Source organism: Spirulina sp. LEGE 11439, assembly GCF_059821285.1.
The window spans coordinates 63,307-80,982 of the sequence record NZ_JCAMRX010000003.1 but is presented as its reverse complement, the minus strand read 5'-3'; the positions used below and the strand labels follow the sequence as shown (position 1 = coordinate 80,982).

The window sequence follows — 17,676 nt, the reverse complement described above, 5'->3', positions numbered from 1 at the left end:
CGATCCAGTCAATCCAGTCGATCCGGTTAATCCAGTCGATCCGGTTAATCCAGTCAATCCGGTTAATCCAGTCGATCCGGTTAATCCAGTCAATCCGGTTAATCCAGTCAATCCGGTTAATCCAGTCAATCCGGTTAATCCAGTCAATCCGGGCGATCCTCAACGGGTTCCGGAATATTCGTCAATCTTAACGATCGCAATTTTCGGAGTTGTTCTCTGTTCGCGTTTATTTAAGCGCAAATAAGTTTAGATTGCTCCATAGGATGACGGCAGCTTAGAACAATTCAAAAATGCCAGTCATTCCTTTTCTTGATGCGATAGAGGCGATCGCCAAAGGGTTGTCTCTATTCCATTATTTTATACTCTTACAATAGGAAAAATTCTGATGAAATTTCAATGGGGAAAAATTGTAATGCTATCTCTATTTACATTCATCATTTCTGTATCTGCCAAAGCTGAACCCATTCCAGATAATACTTTGCAGAATAATACAACCATTGATGATTTGGGAAGCAATGAATTTGATATCTACGGCGGTCAGCAGGTCGGAACAAATTTATTTCATAGTTTTTCCCAATTTGCTCTCCCGACGAATGGACTCGCAATTTTTAATCCTGCGAGCGATGTTAAAAATATCTTTGCTCGCGTGACGGGAAATTCTTCTTCTTTCATTGATGGTACAATTGAAGTCTTTAACTCGTTCGCAAATTTATATTTACTCAATCCCAACGGCATTATTTTCGGGCAAAACGCGAGACTCAAGATCAATGGTTCATTTTTTGCCAGCACGGCCGAAAGCATTCTTTTTGCCGATGGAACTCAATTTAGTGCGGTTAATCCATCTAATAGTGCTTTATTAACAGTCAGTGTTCCCACTTCCTTACAGTTTGGCGCAAACCCAAACGGTATTACCGTTCGCGGAGATGGGACTAACTCTAGTTTAGCTGTTGATTCTGGTAAAACCCTTTCCTTAGTTGGGGGAGATGTGACCGTGGAAGGTGGAGAATTATTTGCAGGGAGTGGGCGCATTGAAGTGGGTAGCGTTGGTAGTCAATCCACTGTGGGAATCGATGCCAATTCTCATAGTCCAGATTATACAGGAGTGAGTAACTTTCAAGATGTTTCCCTTACGGAAGCCGCCAAAATTAATGTTAGCGGTACGGGTCGGGGTCAGATTCGCATTCAAGGAAGAAACGTCGCGATCGCGGATGGTTCTCGATTGATAAACTTTACTGACGGAACGAGTTCTGGGGGCACTATCGAGATTAATGCTTCTGAGTCCCTCACCCTTCGCGGGGCAAATTCGAGCGGCATTTCCAGTCGCATCCAAAGCGAAACGATCGTCGGTGTAACCAATTCGGGAGCGTCCGGGAATATTGCGATCGCCACCCCACAATTGACATTGCAGGAAGGAGCAAGAATTACCTCCACAACATTGACTTCCGGTAATGGTGGCGATATTGCGATCGATGCCGATCGAGTTGCCATTACCGGGACGAGTCCCAATGGCGACCTAGGAGGATTATTTGCTGTGACGGATAGTTCTGGTAATGCGGGAAATATTACCCTTTCCAGCAGTCAGATCGATGTTGGAAATAATGCTTTAATCTCGACCATTACGGAAGGAAGCGGTCGAGGGGGTCAGATCGATGTGGAAAGCGATCGCCTTTCGCTGACAGGAGGAGCGCAACTTCTGACGGGAACTCGCAGTTCCGGTCAGAGCGGCAATTTGCAAGTTCGTGCCGATATTATCGAATTAAGCGGTACGGGAATTGCCTCGAGCGGACTGTTGACTCAAGTCGATGATATCGATGCTGTTGGCAATAGTGGCGATTTAGATATCGAAACAAGGCAGCTATCTGTTCGAGGAGGGGCGCAGATATCTGCAGGCACCTTTGGCAAAGGCAATAGCGGCAACGCTCGCATCAATGCCTCTGAGTCCGTAGAAGTGACCGGAACGGGTTTTACGGTGCTGCGAGGACAAGTTTTTAGCGGCATCGCAACGCAGGTCAATGAAAATGCGAGCGGTCGAGGAGGCGATTTGGCGATCGCGACGGCGCGTTTATCTGTTGATTCGGGAGGCGCTATTTCAGCCGGAACCCTTGGCGAGGGAGAAGGTGGCAATCTCTCGATCGATGCTTCGGAATCCGTGACCATTCGCGCCAGCGAGGGAGAATTCACCAGTGGCGTTTCCGCTCGCACGCGCAGTACGGCCAATGCAGGCAATCTCAGCATTCATACCCAAACCCTTATCATTACCGATGGAGCGAGTGCTACGGTAGAAAGCCTCAGCACGGGGGATGCGGGAAATTTGAGTATTTCGGCTCATTTCATCGATATGAACCGAGGTTCGATTACCGGAGAGACGACATCGGGAACAGGAGGAAATATTACGATCGCTGGCAGCGATATTCGCTTATTGAATCGCAGTCTTATTTCCACCACCGCCGGAACTGCCGACGCGCCGGGAGCCGGGGGAAATATTACGATTTTTGTCGATACCATTGTAGGCTTGCAAAACAGTGATATTACGGCGAATTCCTTTCGAGGAGAAGGCGGGCAAATTAATATTACCGCCCAAGGGATTTTCGGATTGGAGTTTCGAGAAAGCCTGACTTCGGAAAATGACATCACTGCTATCTCTCTATTTAATCCCAGTTTGAATGGAGAAGTGAACATTCAAACCCCTGATATTGACCCCGCTCGAGCGCTAACAGATATTCCGACGATCCAAAATCCCGAACTTATTGCAAGGGTTTGCCAGTCAAGGGCAACGGGATTGCAAGAACTGAGTTTGGGCGGTCGCGGTACGCCTTCGGGGGCTGCCGATGCGCTGACGGGAAGCGATGATGGCTTAATTGAGCCGATCGCCCCCGTCACCAGTGCGGGGCGACCTATTGCTGAAGCGAATCGCCAGCCTGTCGAGAGAAGCGATCGCGAACTCCTCCTCGCCCAAGGCTGGTATGTTAACAGTGAAGGTCAATTGATTCTCACGGAAACGCCAAGCGATGCGATCGAATCGACTGCTATTGCTTCCGCTCGGGGCTGTCATGGTTAAATTGCAAAACTTCTGGAAATACTCCCAATATTTAAGCACTTGGAGGATATTTCTCCCGATTCTTCTGCTTGCCTTTGCCAATTTTTTCCCCGCAGTCGCACAAGAAACACCTCAGTTACCCAACCCCGATCGCCCGCCCGAAAAACCTCCCGATCTGAGTTCCCCTGCCGAGACAGAATTAAAAGTATCGCCGAATGAAGAAGCTGCTTCTGAAGAATCGAGCGCTCCCATATCCGTTACGAGAGAATGCAAAATCAAAACGGCTGCCAAGCGGCAAGTTCTTCTCGAAGCCATCCCTCCCGCTCCAGAAGATTCCATTCGGGATCGCCCATTGCCCGTTACTCAAAATCCGACACTTGAATTTATCGGCAATCGCGTTTTTAGCGATCGCCAACTGCTCGAGTTATTGAAAAATCCGGGAGAAGAAAAAGAAGGAATCGATTTAGATAACCTTGATTTTCCCGATCTGGCAAGGGCTGCGGCAATTATCACCGAAGAATACAACGATCGCGGCTACCTCAATTCTTTTGCTGCCGTCCCGCCGCAAACCGTTGAAGATGGAGCGATCAAAATCGTTATTGTAGAAGGGGGGTTGGATACCATTCACCTCATCCGAGAAAGTCGGCGCGATCGCTTGCGGGATGCCTACATTTGCGATCGCCTCGCCCTTGCAGCCAAACCCCTCAACGTCAACCAACTCCTCGATGCCCTGCGACAACTGCAACTCGATCCCCTCATCGCCGATATTTCCGCCGAACTCATCCTCGGCACGCAAATCGAAAGTCACATTCTCGAAGTTCGCTTGACCGAAGCGCCGACTTTCACCGCCAGTGCCGGTCTCGATAACGGTCGCCCTCCCAGTATTGGCACCTTTCGCCGTCGCGGGCAACTCGAAGAGGCCAATCTTTTTGGCTTTGGCGATCGCCTCAGTTTGAGTTATAGCAATACCGATGGCAGCAATACATTCGATATCGGCTATACCATCCCTCTCAACCCCCGCGATGGAACCCTAACTTTTGCCTTGGGAGAGAGTTCGAGTGGAGTCATTGAAGAACCGTTTAAAACGATTAATTTGCGAGGCGATTCGCGTTATTTCGATCTCACCTTGCGTCAACCCCTCTATCAAAGAGCGGGAGAAGAATTTGCCGTCAGTATCAATGTGTCCCACCGTCACAGTCAAACCTCTATCCTCGGTTTCGGTTTTCCCCTTTCCGAAGGGGCAGACTCGGAAGGAAATACTCGCATTTCTGCCCTGCGTTTTGGCGTGGAGTGGCAAAAACTCAGTAATGTGGAAGTTTTTTTGCTGCGCGGTCAACTGAACGTCGGGCTGGATTTGCTCGATTCCACCATTAACGCCGAATCTCCCGACAGTCGTTTCCTCTCTGGTCAAATTCAAGGGTTGTGGTTGCGCCGTCTCGCCCCCGATACCTTGTTATCGATCCGAGGCAATTTACAGTTTGCCGATCGCCCGCTTTTGGGACAAGAACAGTTTGCGATCGGGGGATTGGGCAACGTGCGAGGATACCGTCAGGATTTATTTTCCAGAGATAACGGCGCGTTTGCCTCGATAGAGTTACAATATCCCCTTCTCGGCAAATCCGGCGATCCTTGGGGGGTATTGCAAGTGACTCCGTTTTTAGATTTTGGCACGGTGTGGAGTGCATCGGGACGTGAAGATCTCTTTTCTCAAACTCTCCTTTCTGTTGGTGCGGGTTTGCGTTGGGAACTTAATCGAAATTCTTCTGTTACAATTTATGGGGGTTTGCCCCTCATTGAAGCAGATTCGCGAGATAGAACATGGCAAGAAAATGGCTTTCTTTTCTTAATTCGCTCTGGAGTCGTATTTTAAATCTTTATACTTCTCATTGTTGGCAACTTCGCTGGATGGCAATGGTATTATGCGGACTGCTGCTGGCGATGAGTTTTCACGCGATCGCCTTTTCTCAAATTCAGATGACAGAAGGGCAAGTCGTCGAGGCACTGAATCGAGCAGGAGAGTTAAGCTCTCATTCTTTACAGCATCAGCAACAAGGAGAATGGCAAGCTGCAGAAGAAACAATAAACGAAAGTTTGGACACTCTCAACAGCTTGCCCGTAACTGAAAACAGAGAACGAATTTACGGTCAAACGCTGGATATTTTAGGACAATTGTATTTTGCTCGGGGAGAATTCGATCTAGCGCTGAAAACGTGGGAAAATTCGGAAATTACTTATCGAAATTTAGGCGATCGCGATCGCATCAGAAAATCCTATATCAATCAATCTCGGGCATTGCAAAGATTAGGGCTATACGATCGCTCTTGTAATGCGCTATTAGTTGCGACAGGTTTGCAGGAAAACTTGGAAGGATTTCCCGAAATTACAACCTTAAAATGCAGACAATTTATCCAACTCGAGAAGGTATTTCAACCAGAAGAGAAAGACAAAGAATTATCTGAGGAGATGAAATGCGATCGCTTACATCAAGCGATCGGGGATTTTGCGATTTCCTGCGATCGGATTGAAAAATTAGAACAAGCGTTAAAAATTCCCAGCGATCCAGTTAGCATAATTGCTGGAACTCGTTTGGGGAATGTCCTGCGATCGCTGGGCGAATTAAAAATATCTGTGAAGATATTGGAGCAACTTAAACAAAATACAGAATCTCTCGAACAAATAACGAAACTCAATTTAAGTTTAGGGAATACAAAACAAGCAATTGGAAATCGCATTAGAGCCAATATCGACGCAACGAAACCGCCGAGTTTTGAGTATCGATTATGTCGTTATAATGAAGCTAGGAATGATGGCTATATTTCAGCATTGGATTTGTATAAAGACAACGACCTTGATAATAGTGCAAATCTATCTTCCGATCTGACTAATATAATTGCACAATCGCAATTAAACTATTTAAAATTAGCATCGAGTTTAGAACTTGGACGCAATCCTAAAATTATTGAAAAAATGCAATCGCAGTTAGCCTATTTGAAAACGCTGTCCCCTCAAAATGCTCTACAGGATCGCTTACTGTTAGATTATGTACGAGTTGAAACTTGCTCGGAAAATCCGCAGTGGAATGAATTGCGAGCTGTATTACAAAAAATTGTTGAAAGTGCTAATCATCGTAAGGATTGGCGTATGGAAAGTTTAGCAAAGGGGTATATCGGTACACTTTATGAATGGCAATACAAGAAAATGAGGGACTTTAAGAAAACTAACAATTCTTCAGTTTCTCTGTTAAAAAATGCTCGAGAATATACATTGGCTGCTCTAAAAATTTCTCAGCCAAAAGAAACCGAAGCAAGAGATATTAATTACCAGCTTCAATGGCAATTGGGACGAATTGCAAAATACAACCAAGATAAAGCAAACGAAATTAGGTATTATAAAGCAGCTTATGAAAATCTGCAAAATTTGCGGACGAATCTCGCTGCATTTAATCAAGAAATTCAATACGATTTGCGCGACAAAGTAGAACCTGTCTATCGAGAGTTGGTGAGTTTGATTTTGCGATCACATCTCCAAAAAGAACAATTTGAATTAGCAAGAGAAATTATTGAATCTTTGCAGTTAGTACAATTGGAAAGTTTTCTCCAAGATACTTGCACGCTGAAAAAGAATACAACGATTAATGAAATTGATGAAACAGCAGCTGCGATCTACACGATCTCGTTACCCGATAGTCTAGATGTCATTCTCTCTTTACCCAATGGTGAATTTGGGTATCACAATCAAACAGGCTCGAATCAAACAGAATATTTGCAACAAGAAAATTCATTTTGGCAAAGTGTAAATACAATACTTCGCCTTGCTAATAATGCCTTCAGGATTCAACCTCGTTCTGAAATATCCGAAACAGATATAAAGCGATTAAATACGATTTATGGATGGTTAGTTAAACCCTTTGAACAAGAACTTCAAGACAATAATATAAAAACATTAGTTTTTACATTAGATGGATTATTACAAAATATTCCAGTTGCAGCATTGGTCAATGATGAGAAAGAATATTTAATTCAAGATTATTCTGTTGCCATTACGCCCAGTTTGCAATTATTTGAATCAAGAAAAATTAATACAAATACTTTAAATGTGTTAGCGGCTGGAGTGGAAGATTTTTCCTATTTTAATCAACTTAATATCGATTCAGAGGAGAAATGGAACAATTTGAAAGGTGTAAATGAAGAATTAAATAGAATTGTTAACCTGATTCCCAAAACAAGTAAACTTTTTGATGGTGCATTTACAGTTCAATCATTTCGAGACAATCTCAATTCTTTAAATTTTCCTATCGTTCATATTGCGACTCATGGGAAATTTGAACTAACTGCAGAGCAAACGTTCGTTCTTGCATGGAATCAAAAGATTTATTTAGAGCAATTAGGACAATTATTAAGAGTTAGCAATCCAACTCAATTAAAGAATATTGAACTATTAATTTTCAGTGCTTGCCAAACGGGAAAAGGTAACAGACGAGCAACCTTGGGCATGGCTGGTGCAGCATTTGAAGCTGATGCAAGAAGTATCATTGCAAGTTTATGGAATGTTAACGATCGCTCTACTGCCGATTTAATGTATCATTTTTATAATATCTTAAAACAAGAGGCTCAAAACAGCAAAATTATTAATAAAGCCAATGTATTGCGCCTTGCCCAACTCGAACTTTTAAAAAGCGATGGCTATCAGCATCCTCATTATTGGTCGCCGTTTATTCTGGTAGGGAATTGGGTGTTAAAAACATAGCGTAAATCGCCCATTCAATTTTGAAATCAATTGGTTGGAGAGGTAGCCATCTTACTGCGCCAACCTCAAGAAAAAATCTCCCTCGAAATGGTTTTTCGCAGCTTATATTACGTTGCTAAAGCTGTGCTTCGCGGTGAAAACCCTTATGTTGTCTCCTATCTCGCTGAACGAGCTAAGCTCTTTGGTCTGATTAAAGCCGAGAGAAAACAACATCGACAAAAAGATGCTCTCTCTCGGCAAATTTGGAAGCCTGTTCCCTTAAGTTGACACCAATGGCAAGCCTTGCGCCCCTACGGTTAACTCGGACAACTCATTCCTCGATCTCGTCTTATTCCATCAATTTGCTCGGACATATCTTGTAAGTCAATTTTCTGATATAATTCAGCTAATAAACAATAAACACGAGCATTTTGCGTATTGTTCTCGGTTAAGATTTCGAGAACGTCAATCGCATCGATAATGAGATTGTTATTGCGATAGAGTTGTGCGATCGCGATATCCCGTTCTTCTCCAGCAGGAATGGTTGTTTCGAGTTGTGTAATTTGTTGTTCGATCTTTTCGGTCTCTTTGCGATCGAGAATAATAAAACTTTCTTCAGAAGATTTGCGACCGTTATTCGCATTCACAGTCAATAAATATTCTTCTCCTGCAAGGAGTTCATCCCCATCATAACGAATCCACCAACGCTGTCCGTCAATATTTTTGCGCCAATTCAACCCCATCCCAATCAATTCGATGGTATAATCCGGCGTATTTTCCACAGGATGCCAGCGCAAAATAGGGGTTTTGGAATAGATTTTCATCCTTTGTCTCGGCGTAATAATATGAGGAATATCTGCACTTTTTGGCGGTTCGCGATAACAGTCACCGTTCTCATTACATCGAACAGGAGGTTTATCATTTTGAACATTATAGCAATCGTCAGGGTTGCATTTAAAATCTTCTTTTTGAAAACCTTCTCTGTTGCGAGTATAAGCAAAACTTAAATTGGGATGCAAGCTCCATAAAGGATTTACCGTCCATAATGCGATAAGTAGAAAAATTCGCTTTGTAGAAAATTTCATGGTTGTTGTTCTTGTAATTCTTGAATTCGTTTTCTGGCAATTCGTTTCCATTCTCGTTCTTCGTTAATATTGTCATGAGCATTCAGACAGTACTGCCACTCAATTAAAGACTCTTTCCAATGGGTTTTGGTTTTCTCAAAGGTCATTGCTAATAAACAATTAGCTGGACCTTCTTTTCGCATTTCTTGGATTGCAATTGCTTCGCGAAGATAGTGTTCTGCTTCATCATAGTTTTGTTGTTGAAATAATGTCCAACCTGTATTTTTTAAGATTGAATATTGTCCAATAGGACTATAAACTTGTGCCAAACAAAAATGTAGAAGATTTTCAGCTATCTTATATCTGCCATCAAATATTTCAAGACGCGCTTCATTATTGCAAGCAGCAGGATTACCCTTTAATTTTGCCTGTTGGAAATATTGACGAGCGAGATTGTATTCTTGTAATGATTCATAAACTAATCCCAAATTATTAAGAGAAGAAGCATTATTGCTGTTGAATGCTAATGCCCATTTGAATTTTGTTATAGCACAGGAAATCTTATTTTTTTGGAGGCATGACACTCCTTTTTTATTAAGATAACGAGATAAAGGAGCAGCACCAACCAAGCTCCCGACAACAAGAAAAGCGGCAATCGAAGCCGCCACATAACGAAAATGGGAAAGTTTAAAAGTCGCAGGAGGCTCGATCTCCTCAATCGCCTGATACGATCGCAGCATTCCATCCCATCTCAAATCCTTAGCTTCGGGATGCTGGTATAAAACGGGCAGCCAAGTCAGATAGGGATATTGTTTCTCCAACCCTTGCAAGCGTTCTCTGGCCTCTCTCACCGCCCGATATAGCGGCATCTTATTCTTTGCAAAAGACTCGAGGAAATACTTTAAAAAAGCCTGTGCCGCTTCATCGGGAATAGGTTCGCGCATGACGATAACCGCAGGCATTTGTACGTCTGCCAAGTCTCGCGCTAATTGAACCCCATCGCAAGAATTGAAAATGGCTAACTTTAAGCCCCGATCGATCGCTTTTTGCAACGCATATTTCAACTCCTGAATTTCCACGCTATCAGTTTCATTGAGAAAAAAGCGCCCTTGTTGTCCCTGACTGGTACTGTGACCGGCAAAAAAGAGAATATCGATTTCATTTTGCCAGAGTGCCTCCGTTAGGGTTTTGAAGTCGGTGGCGACGAGAGGCTCTAACAGTTCTGCCTCCTCGGGCAATCCATCACGCAAGAGTTGCAAATCTGCTTCAACATCGATATCTTTTGCCCCGCCCAACACCACCAAAATTTTAATGTGGTCTTTGGGAACGATCGCGATAGACTCGAGAGGACGTTCCAAACTGCCGAGAGTGACATCGGCGTGAGGATAGCTGGCAAATAAATCGCACAGATGCCAAGGTAATTGCCAGAGGAGAGGCGATCGCGCCGAAATGACAAAGCGAATTTCATCGGTTGCATTGAGATGGTGCAATAGCTTTTCGCGAATGGGGCGAAATCCCTCATTTTCGCCGCTCAACCAGTTATTGAGACGGCATTCTAGCGCCTTAGCCGAATCCTGAACGGAAAAATTTCTAATCCTTTCTCCGGTTTTTTGTAGCTTGCGATAGTTTTGCTTTCCTTCCGCAAGACTTACCTTGCGGAAACCAATTTGGCGATCGCCATAAACCATTCTCCAATCTTGATACAAGCGCGGTAGCTCGGGCGCGGAACTGAGGTGACCGTCGGTTTCGATTTCCGACTTTCCCGTTTCCCGAATTCGCAGGTTAACGTGAAATCCAACATCGCAATTTCCCTCACCAAACTTTAAAAGTACGACTTTACCCATTGACTTTTCCTCACTCTCTTAAATTGAAAAGCGTTCCGTGACATCGATTTCTCCCAAAGAAACCTGAAGGATAAAGCGATCGCCGCGCTCCCCTTTAAAATCCAATTGCAGGGCAATATCGGCTTCTCTGGCTCTGGCTGACTCGAAAACATCGCCATCCTCATCTAAGATATTCAATTTTAAGGCTTCCGGTAAATATTTCTGTTGGGTTGTCGGATAAACTCGCAAATTCACATTTGTACCGTGTTGCCTTTCTGGAAGGAGTGTAATTGCTACGGCAACCTTCGCATCATCCAAGTGCATGCCAAAGTCCATAATTTTAATGCGTCGAATGCCGGCTAGGGGGTTGGCGGGATCGATTCTTCCCAAACTTACCGCAGCTTGGCGGCGAATATCTCCATCTTTGGTTTTGTAGAGCAGGCCGTTGAGAAAGGAGATGGCCGCGCCGTTCCCATAACCGATCTGACTGAGCAAGTGTAGCGTCGATAATTCCGTTTCCTTATCGAGACGGCTTTCGAGCAGTTCGAGGAGTCCGGGGACGGCGCGAGGGAAGTGAGACGTACCGTCGCGAAACTTGAGACTTTTCGAGCGATAGGCAAACTCAGGCAAATCGCCTCCCAACTCTTGCGCGATTTCTTCTACCGTTTGCCAGCCTTTTTCAGCGAATGCTTGTACTCCTTGGCGAAGATTATTGAACCAATCACTCAAGCTCACGATCGCTTCTCGCTCCGATTCTACCGCCGCCAAACGCCACCGATACAATTCGCTGCGTCCTTTAGGCGCGTTCATCAACGCTCCCCATTCGTCAAAAGAAACAGTCAATCGAGGATTCCAAACGCTGGGATGGCTCAATTCTTCCCAGAGTTCCTGCTGGCGTTGAGAAGCGAGAAAAGGTAACGGATCGACTGCGACGGTGCGATCGCTCACCACCTGACGGGCGAGAAATAGCAATGTAATATCTTCAATAAAATCTCGATCGCTCGGCGAATAAGTTCGCGTTGCCCGATCGTACTGTCCGTTGTTTTTTAATTCTTGGTGTGTTACATAGCCCAATATTTCGACTTCGCATTCATCTTCTTCTTCTGCCAAATTAACGTAAATTGAAAGGTAGTAATCGGCAATCCATTCCGGAATATCCACCCATTCTTGAGGAATAGAAAAATGCTCTTTTTTTTCTTCTGTGGGAAGTAAAATCAAGCGCGTTTTATCCAATTGAATTGCCGTGCCATTCAGAACTTCCCATAAGTGCGCTCTCTCTTCATTATCGAACCGAGGTAGAACATTTTCTCCTGTTACTTCTTGCAACCAAGGGAGGAAAACTTCCATTGCGAGACGATTGAGATAGGCATTCCAAGCCGCACCATTATTAGAATATCGTTCCAATTCTCGTTCCGCGATCGCAATCGCGCCCGAGGGACAATTAAGAGTAAGATGTTGAACTTGCATGAGAGTTGTTGAACGGGGACTAACCATTTTTTTGCTCCTTTTTAATAGTGTACTATATATTCAATTCTTGCTGCCAGAAAGCAACGGCTTTGTTGAATTTTTTGTTTTGTGCTTCGCTCAAGCAGGTTAAGTCAAGAATGAGTTGAAAATAATGCTGCAACCAACTTGAAAGAACCTGACAAATCCCATCTTCAAAAGGATGTGAGACTTCAGACTTAGCAGGCTTGATAACTTGTTCCCAAATCCAGTTGTGGCAGCAATAATCGAGGATTTTATCGAGCAGCTTATGTTTTTCTCGGGCGAGTTCTAGAAACCCTTTTATTTGTTCGGCAGGCAAATTCTCATCTGCTTTTTGTCCCTCTGTTACAGCTATTTTGAGTTCGCTACTAAATTCGCCGATACATTTTACAAATAAACCAATCTTGAAGTTTTTCAAGTTTCGAGATAAAGCCGATTGATCGACTTGCAGTTTATTGGCTTTGAGTAACTTAGAAGCCCCCGATTGCATGAGATTCAATCCATAACTCAAGAGCAGTACCGCCCACAAACTAACCCGAGTTTTACCGATTTTTGGCGCTTGTCCAATTTGAAAAGTTTGTTCGATTTTTTGCAGTTCTGCTTCGACGACGTTTAAAAGGCGATCGCGTTTGATTTTTCTCTGGCTTGAAGCAATTTGCAGTTCTTGCTCTTCCTCGAGTGCAGTTTGAATTTCCTGTTGTGCTTTGATTTTGAGAAGTTCTTTATTACTATTGGACGGCTGTTCGTCAAAAGAAATCAAATCGAGTCGGGGATTCTGGCCGATTTGTTTTTCCAGCCAATGTCCGATTTTGCGATAAACCATTGTTCTGATGTAGTTTTTAGTGGATTGGCTCGGATCGAAATGTTTCAGAGCCGCGATCGCGCTTTCTAGCTTTTCAAAATCCTCACCCGCACATTCAAAAACCTCATGCCATGTTGCGATGGGATAGAGATATTTCACTTTTCGCCATAATTTTTTGGTTATCCAAAAACAGGTTTCTTGGTAATAACAAAAAATATGCTGTCTGGCTTGTTCTCGTTCTGCTTTTGAGTGCGAGGTATTGCGAAGAATATTGAGAAAATGGGTTAACCAATCGCTTTCCCTTCGATCGGGGACGAGGTTAACAAGTTGGGTCATGTTAGCTTTTAATGGCGAATCCGTAACCCACCAAGCGATCGCGCGACCGTGAGAAGGTTTAATTGCCAGCAGGGTAGAAAAGCGAGAAATAGTATCCGATCTGCGCTTGGGATAAATGGGAACGTCGCGATCGAAATCGATAGAAGGCATTCAATTAATTTCTCCTTAAGCGAGTTAAAAAAAACATTATTGTGAGAAACAAAAGGACTCGGGAATGAGAACCTCTGATTTTATTACCCCTTAATATGTCACGAACAGAGGCTCTCTCAATAAAGTCAGTCCGACTTTTGCAGGCAATCGATATGGGTTTCGAGATCGAAGAAGCTATCGGCCAAATTGAGAAGAAGATGACTGGTATTGTCATGGAAACTGGCAATTTCAATGCGCTTGCCCCCATCGCGCAGTCGCCGCACGATAGGAGCAAAATCGCCGTCGCCACTGACCAAAACCGCCGTATCGTAAGTATCGGAGAGGTCTCGCATATCGAGAGCGAGTTCGAGATCGAGGTCGGCTTTCACCGAACCGTCCCGACGTTTCACCAAGTCTTTGCTAACGATTTGATAGCGATTGGCCGCAAGCCAAGCGAGAAAGTGTTTTTGTTGGGGATCGTTGCGATCGATTCCCGTATAAAAACAGGCTCGGCATTGTCGAGAGGTTCCTTGCAAGATAGAGAGAAGTTGGCGGTAGTCCAATGCGATCCCGCGATCGCGTGCGGCATGATGGCGATCGCGATTCAGCAAAGCAACGTAGAAAGAGAGCGGCACGCAAGCGTAGAGGATTTGCTGAGAAATTGCTGCCAGACCCGTTCCCGCGATCGCGCCCCAAATGGAGATGCGCTCGAGATGGGGAGTCAGGCGATCGAGTTGGCGAAACTGTTGACGTTGATTCGGTAACGAGAGTGTCATGGGATTGTCTCCTCCGTGCGTCTCTATCCTTTCTCTGGCGATCGCTGTAAAAATTATGCACGAGAGGATGGAAATTAACTTAAAGCCAAGGTAAAAATCGCCCGAAGTCGAAGAGTTTTCCGAGCTCGTGTCCGATCTTTTGATAGATTCTCATGTTCCCGGTTTGGATATGAGCGTAGCCTTTTCCATCCAAAAGAAGGCGATCGTCTTCATTATCGATTAAAATTTCAACTGTTGCCGTCGGTGCTGCACCCGGCGTATCGGATTGAATGATGGGATAAATTTTATTGACATTCGCCCGATATTTTTTAGCTTCTCCATCTTGAAGCCTGAAGCGAACGAGTTGATTGTTTTCAACTAGCGATAAATCTTCCTGTTGAATTTGAACTTCGGCAGTCAGTTGCTTTAAATCTGCAATGCTTAAAATTTCTTCTCCTTTTTGCAGTGTTGTATTATTTTTGAGATCTAAATTTTTGGTGATTACAGTACCGGGAGTTTTTGCAGTTAATATAAAATTGCTTTTCCTAGCTTGAAATCGTGTAATTTCATTATCCCATTCATCAAGTTCTCGCTCTAAAGTGACGATCTCGGATCGAGCAGCTTTTACTTTGGTTTGAGAAGATTGTCTTTGTGCTGATTTTAAGTTTACCTCTCGTTGATATTCTTGCCAGCGTTCTTGGATTTGTTTTTGAACGAGAGAAATTTGTTCGCCTCGTCCTTCGATTTGTTTTTGCTTTTGTCGAATTGACGCTTGCGATCGCTGAATTTGATTTGACAGTATTTTTTGTTGAGTTTGAGCGTTTTCTCTTTCTCGTTCTAAATTCCTAATTTTATTTTTTAACTCGAAAATTTGCTGATGATTTTCACCAAAAACTTTTTGCTCGACCAAACTCAAATACATATCGAGCCTTTCTTCTGTTTCGTCAATCTGTTCGGCAATTTTTTGTACATCTAAGTCAATCCCATCGATCTGATTTTGAGTCGCTAAAATGTCATTTTCAATGCCTGCAATCTCTTGTTGAATGCTCTCTTGTTCGCGTTCGATATTGCGACTTTCTGGAATTCCATTCGCGAGCAGCGATCGCAGTTCTTGTTGTTTTTCTTCAGCGCGACTTTTCGCCATTTCTTCGTCGGTTTTCGCGGTTGCCAATTGTGCTTTGGCAATTTTCAGATTTTCTTTAGCACGGGTTAAATGACTTTGCGTTCGTTCTCGCGATCGCCTCGTTTCGGCGAGTTTATCTTCTAATTCTACACTAACGATTTCTGCAACGATTTGACTGGGTTCAACTCGTGCGTGATTGTCAATTTTTATATTAACAATGCCCGTTTCCGGCATGGTGAGTTTGGTTCTAGCGCGATCGCGGGAGGTAATTTCTGCTTCTCCAGTGACATAATTGGGAATGGGCAGGTAACTAAGGGCAACTAATCCCGTAGCGATCGCGCTCGTCCAAATTATTCTGGGAATACCCCAACTCTCGGTCGTTTCTGTTGGAGAAGATATCGTTTCTTTCTTCTCTGGAGTCTTGACGCGATCGGCAATGGGCTTTTGAGTTCGCGTTTGCGGAGGAATGGCATGCAGGGGAGAAACTGGGGGAGAATTTGTCGCTTTCATGGTTGTTTGTAGAGATAATAAAATGGTGAAATCGTGCAATTTTTCAAATCTCTTGTTTGAGATTTGGAGCGTAATAATAAATCAGCCAAATTGTTAATAAAAATGTGGCAGTGAGGGGAATGTTGACCAGCGTCCACGTTGCCATTTGCCAAATTAAAAACCCAAAAACGCACCAAATATATAACAAGCTAAAAGGAGCGTAAATAGCAAGAAATAAAGCATCTCTTCGATTTTCTCCAGTCGTTTTTCCGGTTAAGAGATTGCTGTAAAACTCAAAAGCACGACTACGAAGATTATTAATTCCCGTAACGGCGACGGCGAGATAATAACCGTCAAATTTAGCGAGAGGATTGAGATTAACTGCAATGGTTGCCAATGCAGCCGAAAGTAATAGCAAACTCGCCGAATTCAACCAATTTCCCGATCGCGTTAAATGCCATAACCAAAGCGAAAGGGCAGCGATGATGAGTTGAACTAAAATTCCCGCGCCAACGACGAGAATGCGCTGTTTTCGAGAGAGGAAATAGGAATCGGTGCTGTTCGTATAGGCGGCGGGAATAAGGCACATAAATAACAAGCCGACATCGGGAACTTTGCCGCCGTAATATTTGAGAGTGCTGGCATGGCCAAATTCATGTAAGGTGACAATAAGCGCCATCAGAATAATGAAAGGAAGCCATAAACCCCGTCCTTTATGAAGAAATAGGGCTTGAGTTTTGACAATAATTTCTTGGCTTTGATTGACTCCGACGATCGCAGACCATGATAAAAAAACACCCAATAGAAAAGCACTGCTAGAAGTCCACAGAAAGCTAATTTTAGGTATAATTTGACTCAATTGCGTATCGGGATCGAACAATCGCACGCGAAAATAAAGCAGTTGCAAGGGGTGAAATTTTTTCGCTTTTTTGGGTTGAGGAATTTCACTACCGACTAGCATTCCTGTTGCCGAAAGCATTTGCAATAAACCCTGTAATTCTTGGCGAGTCATGCAGAATTCGGAGAGAATTATCTCGATGGGTTGTTGGCTCAATTGTTCGAGGACGATCTTATCGCGATCGCTCACCTGCATCTGATAGTTAGAATCTTCGGTATTGCGGAGAATCCAATAGCCTCCGGTATGAGCAATCCATTCAACTGTTGATTTTAATTGATAGGAGTTATTTGTTATTTGTTGTTTGTTATCCTCTCTTTCTCTCCCTCTCTCCCCCTCTTGGGAGGGGGTTGGGGGGTGGTTTCTCTCTTGGGAGGGGGCTGAAGGGTAGGTCTGATTACTTCTTTTCATGTTGCGATCGCCGATAATTTCTAAGTCGATGAGTTTATTTAAAAAAACAATCAGAAAATCGCGATCGCAGTCGAGAAATTGTTTTTCGCAGGCGGTTTGAATTTGGGCGATACTGTACTGTCCGCTAAACAAGCGCAGGGCATACCCTTCGATGGGCGAGAATACGAAATGCGCGTTTCCTTCAATTGCTTTGAGAACGATTTCTTCGGAGTCGCGAAGTCGCACGATCGTCCAAAAAGGTCGCAGATCGGGACAGATCCACCTCGCGTTAATGGAAATCGATGAGGTCATTTTTCCTGATCGTGTATTCTATTTTCTTCTTTGGGCAAAATGTGTCTTTTTATGCAGATTGGGTAAAATGAAGTATTGTCAATTTATCAAATCTGCCAAGGATTGAATTGACGTTAAGATAATCAATCGGTAATTAGAGGGTCTCGTCTATCGTCGATCCACCGGGGAATCAAATTCCCCGTCTCATACAAAAAGTCCTCTAAAGAGGACTGCGACCGCCAATTGAGGTTAGGATTTTACCGTTTCAATCCATTTCAATGGATTTTTCCTATGAGGCAGGGATTTTTAATCCCTGACGGATCGGCGATCGC

General features: G+C 43.8%; 12 protein-coding genes. 5 read left to right on the top strand and 7 right to left on the bottom strand.

The genetic code is table 11. The features are described 5' to 3' along the window. The 5 genes from AC6RV6_RS03035 to AC6RV6_RS03015 all read left to right on the top strand — a co-directional run. The coding region (locus AC6RV6_RS03035) for a hypothetical protein (protein ID WP_500238838.1) at nt 1–244 on the top strand (244 nt) is incomplete at its 5' end. A gap of 141 nt (nt 245–385) precedes the next feature. Then, the gene (locus AC6RV6_RS03030) at nt 386–3,058 is read left to right on the top strand and encodes a two-partner secretion domain-containing protein (protein ID WP_500238837.1); all 2,673 of its coding nucleotides are present in this window, start codon (nt 386–388) and stop codon (nt 3,056–3,058) included. Next, nucleotides 3,051–4,907: a ShlB/FhaC/HecB family hemolysin secretion/activation protein gene (locus AC6RV6_RS03025; protein WP_500238836.1), complete on the top strand. Its 1,857-nt coding sequence runs from the start codon at nt 3,051–3,053 to the stop codon at nt 4,905–4,907. The genes AC6RV6_RS03030 and AC6RV6_RS03025 overlap by 8 nt, the downstream gene beginning before the upstream one ends. After that, the gene (locus AC6RV6_RS03020; RefSeq protein ID WP_500238835.1) at nt 4,856–7,783 is read left to right on the top strand and encodes a CHAT domain-containing protein; all 2,928 of its coding nucleotides are present in this window, start codon (nt 4,856–4,858) and stop codon (nt 7,781–7,783) included. The genes AC6RV6_RS03025 and AC6RV6_RS03020 overlap by 52 nt, the downstream gene beginning before the upstream one ends. 30 nt (nt 7,784–7,813) lie before the next feature. Continuing rightward, nucleotides 7,814–8,050, top strand: a complete 237-nt coding sequence (locus AC6RV6_RS03015; RefSeq protein ID WP_500238834.1) for a hypothetical protein — start codon at nt 7,814–7,816, stop codon at nt 8,048–8,050. Nucleotides 8,051–8,079: 29 nt separating this feature from the next. Here the strand turns inward: AC6RV6_RS03015 and AC6RV6_RS03010 are convergent, their stop codons facing one another. The 7 genes from AC6RV6_RS03010 to AC6RV6_RS02980 all read right to left on the bottom strand — a co-directional run bounded on the left by AC6RV6_RS03010 (nt 8,080) and on the right by AC6RV6_RS02980 (nt 17,365). After that, nucleotides 8,080–8,847 (bottom strand): hypothetical protein, encoded by a 768-nt coding sequence (locus AC6RV6_RS03010; protein ID WP_500238833.1) that lies wholly within the window; start codon nt 8,845–8,847, stop codon nt 8,080–8,082. Continuing rightward, nucleotides 8,844–10,670: a CHAT domain-containing tetratricopeptide repeat protein gene (locus AC6RV6_RS03005; RefSeq protein ID WP_500238832.1), complete on the bottom strand. Its 1,827-nt coding sequence runs from the start codon at nt 10,668–10,670 to the stop codon at nt 8,844–8,846. The genes AC6RV6_RS03010 and AC6RV6_RS03005 overlap by 4 nt, the downstream gene beginning before the upstream one ends. Before the next feature lie 18 nt (nt 10,671–10,688). After that, the gene (locus AC6RV6_RS03000; RefSeq protein WP_500238831.1) at nt 10,689–12,143 is read right to left on the bottom strand and encodes a DUF1822 family protein; all 1,455 of its coding nucleotides are present in this window, start codon (nt 12,141–12,143) and stop codon (nt 10,689–10,691) included. A gap of 25 nt (nt 12,144–12,168) precedes the next feature. After that, complete coding sequence (locus AC6RV6_RS02995; protein WP_500238830.1) at nt 12,169–13,422, bottom strand: hypothetical protein; 1,254 nt, start codon at nt 13,420–13,422, stop codon at nt 12,169–12,171. A gap of 125 nt (nt 13,423–13,547) precedes the next feature. Then, nucleotides 13,548–14,177 carry a LabA-like NYN domain-containing protein gene (locus AC6RV6_RS02990; protein ID WP_500238829.1) on the bottom strand — a complete coding sequence of 210 codons (630 nt, stop codon included), beginning with the start codon at nt 14,175–14,177 and terminating at the stop codon, nt 13,548–13,550. Between the two features lie 79 nt (nt 14,178–14,256). Beyond that, nucleotides 14,257–15,789 (bottom strand): efflux RND transporter periplasmic adaptor subunit, encoded by a 1,533-nt coding sequence (locus tag AC6RV6_RS02985; protein ID WP_500238828.1) that lies wholly within the window; start codon nt 15,787–15,789, stop codon nt 14,257–14,259. A 43-nt stretch (nt 15,790–15,832) separates the two neighbouring features. Beyond that, nucleotides 15,833–17,365: a site-2 protease family protein gene (locus AC6RV6_RS02980; protein ID WP_500238827.1), complete on the bottom strand. Its 1,533-nt coding sequence runs from the start codon at nt 17,363–17,365 to the stop codon at nt 15,833–15,835. Nucleotides 17,366–17,676: the final 311 nt, after the last annotated feature.